The following is an 8,064-nucleotide window of genomic DNA, read 5'->3' on the forward strand; positions in this document are numbered from 1 at the left end:
GGCGGACAACTGGCGTAGCGATCCGGTCGGCGCGGTGCGCGGCTCCAGCCGTGGCGCAAAGGTCGGCATCGCGCTGGTCGTCGTGCTGGCCGTGCTGGTGGCGGTGGTGCTGTGGTGGCTGTTCGACCGGCTGACCACGACCAAGATCACCGCCTACTTCGATCGCTCGGTCGGCATCTACGAGGGCTCGGACGTGCGCGTTCTCGGCGTGCCGGTCGGCTCGGTCGCTTCGGTGGAGCCGCAGGGCGATCAGGTCAAGATCGTGATGAGCGTGGATCGCAAGTACGACGTGCCCGCGGACGCGCGAGCCGCGCAGATCACGCCGTCCATCGTGTCGGATCGCTACATCCAGCTCACCCCGGCCTACACCGGCGGCCCGAAGATGGCGCGGAACGCGACCATTCCGCGCGAGCGCACGGCCACGCCGGTGGAAGTCGACCAGCTGTACAAGAGCATCACCGAACTCTCCGACGCGCTGGGGCCCAACGGCGCCAACGCCGAGGGAGCGGTGAACGAGCTGGTGCGCACCGGCGCGGCGAACCTGTCGGGCAATGGCGAGGCGCTGGCCAACAGCCTCACCCAGCTGTCCAGGGCGGCGCGATACCTGTCGGACGCCCGCGGCGACATCTTCGACACGGTCAAGAACCTGCAGGCCTTCATCACCATGCTGGCCCAGAACGACCAGCAGGTCCGGCAGTTCAACACCCAGCTGGCCGACCTGTCGTCCTTTCTCGCCGACGAGCGGCAGAATCTCGGCGCGGCACTGAATCTGCTGTCGATCGCGCTGGGTGACGTCGCCCGCTTCATCGACGACAACCGGGACCTGATCGCGAGCAACGCCGACAAACTGACCCAGCTCACCAAGACGCTGTCGGATCAGCGCAACGACGTGGCCGCCCTGCTGCCGGTCCTGCCGCTGGCGTTGAGCAACCTGATCAACGTGCACAACGCCGAATCGGGCACCCTCGACATGCGCGCGAACTTCCCCGAACTGCAGGACCCGTTCGGCGTGGTGTGCAAGATGCTCGACCTGTCCAAGCTGATGCCAGGCGATCCCAAGTTCGAGGCGCTCGGCAGGCAGATGCGGCCGATCCTCGACCACTGCAAGGAGATCACCGACCAGATCACCTCCGGGGTGCAGACCCCGACGCTGAACCTGCCGTTCGGCATCCTCAGCGGCGAGAACCAGCAGCGCGATCCGGTGCCGGGCACCGTGCCCGGCACGCCGTCGGACCGGCTTCCGCCGTCGCAGGGAGGGGCGCGATGAGCACTCGAATCCGTTCGCTCGTACGCGGTTTCGGCGCGGCGCTGGCGCTCGGCCTGACCGGCGCGCTGATCACATCGTGCGCCTCCGACGGCATCTACAGCGTGCCCCTGCCCGGCGGCGCCGACGTGGGCGAGCATCCGATGCACATCGACATCCAGTTCGACGATGTCCTCGACCTCGTGCCGCAGTCGGCGGTCAAGGTCGAGGGCGTGCCGGTCGGCCGGGTCGAGAAGATCAGCATCGGCAAGGACCAGTGGACCGCCACGGTGCGCACGGTGGTCAACTCGTCGGTGAACCTGCCCGCGAACGCGCGGGCCGAGGTCCGGCAATCGAACCTGCTCGGCGAGAAGTTCATCGAGCTCTCCAAACCCGCCGCCGAGCCGGAGTCCACCCGGCTGGGCGACGGCTCGGTCATCCCGGTCGACCGCACCCGGCACGCCACCGAGGTGGAGCAAGTGCTCGGCGCGCTGTCACTGCTGCTCAACGGCGGTGGCGTCGCGCAGTTGCAGCCGATCGTCACCGAGTTGAACAAGACCCTCGGCGGCCGCGAGGACCGGGTGCGCTCGTTGATCGAGCAGGCGAACACGCTGATCTACGGCCTGAACCAGCAGGTGGACGACATCACCCGGGCGCTGGACGGTCTCGACGTGCTCAGCAGCCGGGTGAGCAAGCAGACCGATCAGATCGGCAAGATCCTCGACGAGCTGCCCAAGGGCATCAAGATCCTGGAAGAGCAGCGCCCGCAACTGGTCGCCCTGCTCGCGCAGCTGGACCGGCTCGGCGAGGCAGGCTTCGACGTGCTGAACACCGCGAAGGACGACCTGATCCGCGACCTGACCTCGCTGCGGCCCACGCTGCAGGAACTGGGCCGGTCGGCGCCGGATCTGGTCACCGCGGTTCCCTTGATCCCGACCTACCCGTTCCCCGATTCGGCGCTGGAGAGCACCTTCGGCGGCAGTGTGAACACGTGGTTGTCGGTCGACCAGCAGATCGGCGTCACGCTCAGCAACCTGGGTGTGGGCAAACCCGATCCGGTGTACATCCCGCCGGTCGGTCCGCCGGTGCCGGTGAACCCGACCAACCCGTACTACAACGGCAACGGTCCGCGTCCGGGCTGGCCTACGGTGTCGATCCTGCCGCTGCCGCCGCTGATGGCGCAGCCGCCCGCGCCCGGCGTGCCCGGTCCGGTCGGGGCGATTCTCGAGCAACTCGGCGTAGGGAGTGGTCCGCGATGACACGTCTGGTGCGGTGGCAGCTCATCGCGTTCGTGGTCATCGCGGTGCTCGGCGTCGTGTACGTCGGCGGCAAGTACATCCGGCTCGACCACATGTTCGGGCTCAACCAGTACACGGTGAAGCTGCGCGCGGCGCAGACCGGCGGCATCTACAAAGGCGCCGAGGTGACCTACCGCGGCGTCCCGGTCGGCCGGGTCGGCGAGCTGGAACTCACCGGTGAGGGCGTGGTGATGAACCTCGTCATCGACTCGAGCGCACCGAAGATCCCGGCGTCGGCGAAAGCCGTGGTGGCCAACCGGTCCGCGATCGGTGAGCAGTACGTGGATCTGCAGCCCGATTCGGACGCCGGCCCGTTCCTGCGGGACAACTCGGTGATCACCTCGGCGACCCTGCCGGTGTCGGTCGAGCAACTGGTGTCCAGCGTGGACACCTTCGCCAGCTCGGTGGACCTGACAGCGCTCAACACGACGGTGCGCGAACTGGGCAAGGCGTTCGACGGCAAGGGCGACGATCTGCAGGTGCTGATCGACTCGCTGAACAAATTCACCGAGACCTTCCATCAGACGCTGCCGCAGACCATCCAGCTGGTCCGCGACGGCAGGGTCGCCCTCGGCACGCAGGCCGAGCAGTCCGCGCAAATCCGCGAATTCAGCGACGGCCTGGACAAGCTCACCGCCCAGTTGCGCTCCAGCGACCCCGACGTGCGCAGGCTCATCGGCACCGGAACCGACGCGGGCGAGCAGATCGGCGCGCTGCTCGAGCAGAGCGGCGGCTCGCTCACTCAGGATTTGTCCAATCTGCGGCTGTTGTTGCAGGCGATCTCACCGAAGTTCTACGCGATCAAGCCGTTGCTGCAGATGCTCCCGCAGCTGTCGATCGGCGGTTCCTCGACCGCGCCCGGCGACGGGACCAGTCACTTCGGCCTGGTGCTCGAGACCAACAATCCGCCCGCCTGTACGGTGGGCTACGAGGGCACGCATCGGATTCTCGAACAGATGAAGGCGCAGAACCCGAACTTCGACGACACGCGCGACGAGTTCCCGTTCAACAAGGACGCCAAATGTCTTGTGCCGTTCGGTAATCCGACCGCCGTCCGGGGTGGCGAACGAGCCGATCTCGCCGATCCGGCCATCGTCCAGCCCTGGGACTCCAACCCCAAAACCGATCCGGAAAAGCTGAACCTGACTCCGGTGGCCGTGCAGTTGTCGACCCTGCTGGGGGTCACGCCGAAGCGGTGACCAGGAGCAATGACGTTAGGGTGTCTCGCGTGAGTGACTGGAGCGAGCGAACCACGGGCATGCCGTGGAGCGCGACCGAGCCGACCGACGGCGAGGCGCTGTCGTGACCGCCGATCTGACCAAGCGGTCCGATGCGGCGGCGCCGGACGCGCCGGACACCGTGACGACAGCGGCGGAAACGCCCACCGCGCAATCCGACGCCGGTGATCGGAAAGTCACCGACCGGGCAGGCGTCGAGTCCGCTCGCCTCGGTGGTGCGTCCGTGCTCAGCCGGGTGGTCCTCGTCTGCTCGGCCGTGCTGCTGGTCATCGCTTTGGCCGGCGCCGCATGGTTCGGCGCGGGCTGGGTACGGGCCGCGTTCACCGACGGCCCGCGCGCCGAGGCCAGGGACACCGCCCTGGACGCCGCGCGCCAAGCCGCGCTCAACATGACCTCGATGAACCTGGACGACGTGCCCGGCTCACTGGCGCTGGCCCGGTCCTCGATGACCGGAGCGTTGCTGGACTCGGCCACGAAGAACAAGGACCAGGCGGAGCAGATGGCGCAGCAGAGTGGGGTCGGGATGACCTCGAAGGTGCTCGGCTCCGCGCTCACCTCGCTCAACAGCGAGGAGGACAAGGCGTCGGCGCTGGTCGTGCTGCAGGTCACCGAGAAGGGCAAGGACAAGCCGCCCGCCGACTACCGCTACACCTGGACCGTGGACCTGGCCAAGGACGGCGAGGTCTGGAAGGCCGAGCAGATCTCCTCGCTCAGCCAGCCGGTGTTGCTGAGCGGCGGGCCCGCCGCTCAGCCGACCGCGCCCGCGGCCGACCAGCCGCCCGCCGCGCCGAAGCCGGGATCGTAGGAGGACACCCATGACGTCTCGCCGACCGGTCAACCGGGTCACCTCCAAGCGCAGGCCCGGCGCGGAACCGCCCCGTACCGCGTCCTCGCGCACCGAACGGCCCGCACAAGCCCGCAAACCGCGTGTGGCGGGCGTTTCCCGGCCCGCCGCGGAATCGGATAACCCCCGCGCCGAACAAACCCCTGCGGGTGCCTCTCGATGGCGCGAGATCATCTCGCGCGGCAAGGACCGTCCGCGGCGCACGACCGGACGGCCGCGCTGGGGCGTCAGCGCGGCCCTGCTGATCGCCGCGCTCCTACTCGGGGGTTTCGCGTGGCTCGCCGCGCAACAGCCCGGCGTGGACACGTCGAATCAGGCCTACGTGGACAACGAGGCCACCCAAGAGGTGCGCGCGGCCGCCGACAACGCGCTGCGGACCGTCTACGCCTATGACGTGAAGAAGATCGACGGCTATCGGGACACCGCGAAGCAGGTGCTCACCGGGAAGATGCTCGCCGATCTGGACAAGTACGCCGACACCACTATTTCGGCGGTCAAGCAGGCGCAGACCAGTGCCGATGCAAAAGCCGATCCGATTGCTGTGACATTGCTCACCGACGATCGCGCCGAGTTGATCGTCAATCTGGTGGTGAGCGCCACCAAGGACGGCGTGGCGCAGCAGAGCGTCTCGGGCCCGGTTGTCCTGCACATGCAGAAGGTGGGCGGTCGCTGGCTGGCCAGCGACATCGTGGACCAGTAACGGCTACCACATCGGCCGGGATGACGCAGCGCGGCAGGCGATCTCGCCGGCGCCCCGGCCGGGCCTGCCACTTGACGAGTTTCGCCCGAACCGTCACGCTATTCACAACAGCGGCAGCTGTCACAGTGGCTTCCAGTGCACCGTGGGTCAGGACGCAGCCAGCGGATTCGGCCCGGCGCGGCAGCCATGCGGACGATCACACGGGTGGTACTTTGACACCCCCGTGTACTTGGGTGTAGGTTTGGACGTTGCGCTGGCTGCCTCCTGTCCATACCTCGATTTGCACACGTAAGTTCACCCTTCCGGTGTTACTTCCGTTGTTGCCTGTTCGAGTTTCGTTCGGGTAGTAACCAGCGGAATTCGTAGCAGACAAGCGACGGTCGCGGACCACCACGCGACGCGCATGAGGTGCTGGAAGGACGCATCTTGGCAGTCTCCACCCAGACCAAGGCAGTTGCCGGAATCCCCGGAGCCCCGTTGCGGGTGTCTTTCGCGAAGATCCGTGAACCCTTGGAGGTGCCCGGGCTTCTCGATCTACAAACGGAATCGTTCGCTTGGCTGATCGGTTCGCCGGATTGGCGTGAGCGCGCGGCGGCTCGCGGCGACGTCGGCCTAGTCGGTGGCCTCGAGGAGGTACTCGAGGAGCTTTCTCCGATCGAGGACTTCTCCGGCTCCATGTCCCTGTCCTTCTCCGATCCGCGCTTCGAAGAGGTCAAGGCCTCGATCGATGAGTGCAAGGACAAGGACATGACGTATGCGGCTCCGTTGTTCGTGACGGCGGAGTTCATCAACAACAACACCGGTGAGATCAAGAGCCAGACGGTCTTCATGGGTGATTTCCCGATGATGACCGATAAGGGCACGTTCATCATCAACGGCACCGAGCGGGTCGTGGTGTCGCAGTTGGTGCGTTCGCCGGGTGTCTATTTCGACCACAGTGTCGACAAGGGCACGGAGAAGGACTTGCACAGTGTGCGGGTCATCCCGAGCCGTGGCGCGTGGCTGGAGTTCGATGTGGACAAGCGCGACACCGTGGGTGTGCGCATCGACCGCAAACGCCGCCAGCCGGTCACCGTGCTGCTCAAGGCGCTGGGGTGGACCACCGAGGAGATCGTCGAGCGCTTCGGCTTCTCCGAGATCATGATGTCGACCCTGGAGAAGGACAACACCGCCGGTCAGGACGAGGCGCTGCTGGACATCTACCGCAAGCTGCGTCCGGGCGAGCCGCCGACGAAGGAGTCCGCGCAGACCCTGTTGGAGAACCTGTTCTTCAAGGAGAAGCGCTACGACTTGGCGCGCGTGGGCCGATACAAGGTCAACAAGAAGCTCGGCATCCACCTGGGCGAGCAGGTCGTCGGTTCGGTCTTGACGAAGGAAGACATCGTCAACACCATCGAGTACCTGGTGCGCCTGCACGCGGGTGACAAGCTCATGACCGCCCCCGGCGGCGTCGAGGTCCCGGTGGAAGTGGACGACATCGACCACTTCGGCAACCGCCGCCTGCGCACCGTCGGCGAGCTGATCCAGAACCAGATCCGGGTCGGCCTCTCCCGTATGGAGCGCGTGGTCCGCGAGCGGATGACCACTCAGGACGTCGAGGCGATCACGCCGCAGACCCTGATCAACATCCGCCCGGTCGTCGCCGCGATCAAGGAGTTCTTCGGAACGTCCCAGCTGTCGCAGTTCATGGACCAGAACAACCCGCTGTCGGGCCTGACCCACAAGCGTCGTCTCTCGGCGCTTGGCCCGGGTGGTCTGTCCCGTGAGCGCGCCGGTCTGGAAGTCCGTGACGTCCACCCGTCGCACTACGGCCGCATGTGCCCGATCGAGACCCCGGAAGGCCCGAACATCGGCCTGATCGGTTCGCTGTCGGTGTACGCGCGGGTCAACCCGTTCGGCTTCATCGAGACCCCGTACCGCAAGGTCGTCGACGGCCGGGTCACCGACGAGGTGGTCTACCTGACCGCCGACGAAGAGGACCGCCACGTGCGCGCCCAGGCGAACTCGCCGGTCGGCGCGGACGGCCGCTTCCTCGAGGATCGGGTCCTGTGCCGCCGTGGCAACGAGGAGAACGAGCTCGTCGCCGCTAGCGAGGTCGACTTCATGGACGTCTCGCCGCGCCAGATGGTGTCGGTCGCGACGGCGATGATCCCGTTCCTCGAGCACGACGACGCCAACCGCGCCCTGATGGGTGCGAACATGCAGCGTCAGGCGGTTCCGCTGATCCGTTCCGAGGCGCCGATCGTCGGCACCGGTATGGAGTTGCGCGCGGCGGTCGACGCCGGTGACGTGGTGGTGAACGAGAAGGCCGGTGTGGTCGAGGAGGTCTCCGCCGACTACGTCACCGTGATGGCCGACGACGGCACCCGCAAGAGCTACCGGATGCGTAAGTTCAACCGGTCGAACCAGGGCACCTGCTCCAACCAGCGTCCGATCGTGGACGAGGGCCAGCGGGTGGAGCGCGGTCAGGTTCTGGCCGATGGTCCGTGCACCGAGAACGGTGAGATGGCTCTGGGTAAGAACCTGCTGGTGGCGATCATGCCGTGGGAGGGTCACAACTACGAGGACGCGATCATCCTGTCGCAGCGGTTGGTGGAGGAGGACGTTCTCACCTCGATTCATATCGAGGAGCACGAGATCGATGCTCGCGACACCAAGCTGGGTGCCGAGGAGATCACGCGGGATATCCCGAACGTCTCCGATGAGGTGCTCGCGGATCTGGACGAGCGTGGCATCGTGCG

Annotated in this window: 6 protein-coding genes; all 6 read left to right on the forward strand. The window is 66.7% G+C overall.

What is annotated here, in order from left to right; all coding sequences use genetic code 11:
- Positions 1 to 34: 34 nt before the first annotated feature.
- Positions 35 to 1,267, forward strand: a complete 1,233-nt coding sequence (locus ABZW96_RS06995) for an MCE family protein (RefSeq protein WP_355072148.1) — start codon at positions 35 to 37, stop codon at positions 1,265 to 1,267.
- Complete coding sequence (locus tag ABZW96_RS07000) at positions 1,264 to 2,502, forward strand: MCE family protein (RefSeq protein ID WP_355072056.1); 1,239 nt, start codon at positions 1,264 to 1,266, stop codon at positions 2,500 to 2,502. Before ABZW96_RS06995 ends, ABZW96_RS07000 begins: the two co-directional genes overlap by 4 nt.
- A complete protein-coding gene (locus tag ABZW96_RS07005; protein ID WP_355072058.1) occupies positions 2,499 to 3,740 on the forward strand; it encodes an MlaD family protein in 1,242 nt (413 codons plus the stop codon). The genes ABZW96_RS07000 and ABZW96_RS07005 overlap by 4 nt, the downstream gene beginning before the upstream one ends.
- A gap of 103 nt (positions 3,741 to 3,843) precedes the next feature.
- Positions 3,844 to 4,584: a hypothetical protein gene (locus tag ABZW96_RS07010; RefSeq protein ID WP_355072059.1), complete on the forward strand. Its 741-nt coding sequence runs from the start codon at positions 3,844 to 3,846 to the stop codon at positions 4,582 to 4,584.
- A 10-nt stretch (positions 4,585 to 4,594) separates the two neighbouring features.
- Positions 4,595 to 5,323 (forward strand): hypothetical protein, encoded by a 729-nt coding sequence (locus ABZW96_RS07015; protein ID WP_355072060.1) that lies wholly within the window; start codon positions 4,595 to 4,597, stop codon positions 5,321 to 5,323.
- Positions 5,324 to 5,731: 408 nt separating this feature from the next.
- The coding region (gene rpoB, locus ABZW96_RS07020; protein WP_355072061.1) for a DNA-directed RNA polymerase subunit beta at positions 5,732 to 8,064 on the forward strand (2,333 nt) is incomplete at its 3' end.

It is taken from the genome of Nocardia sp. NPDC004168, from assembly GCF_040610355.1.
Lineage (GTDB): Bacteria > Actinomycetota > Actinomycetes > Mycobacteriales > Mycobacteriaceae > Nocardia > Nocardia sichangensis.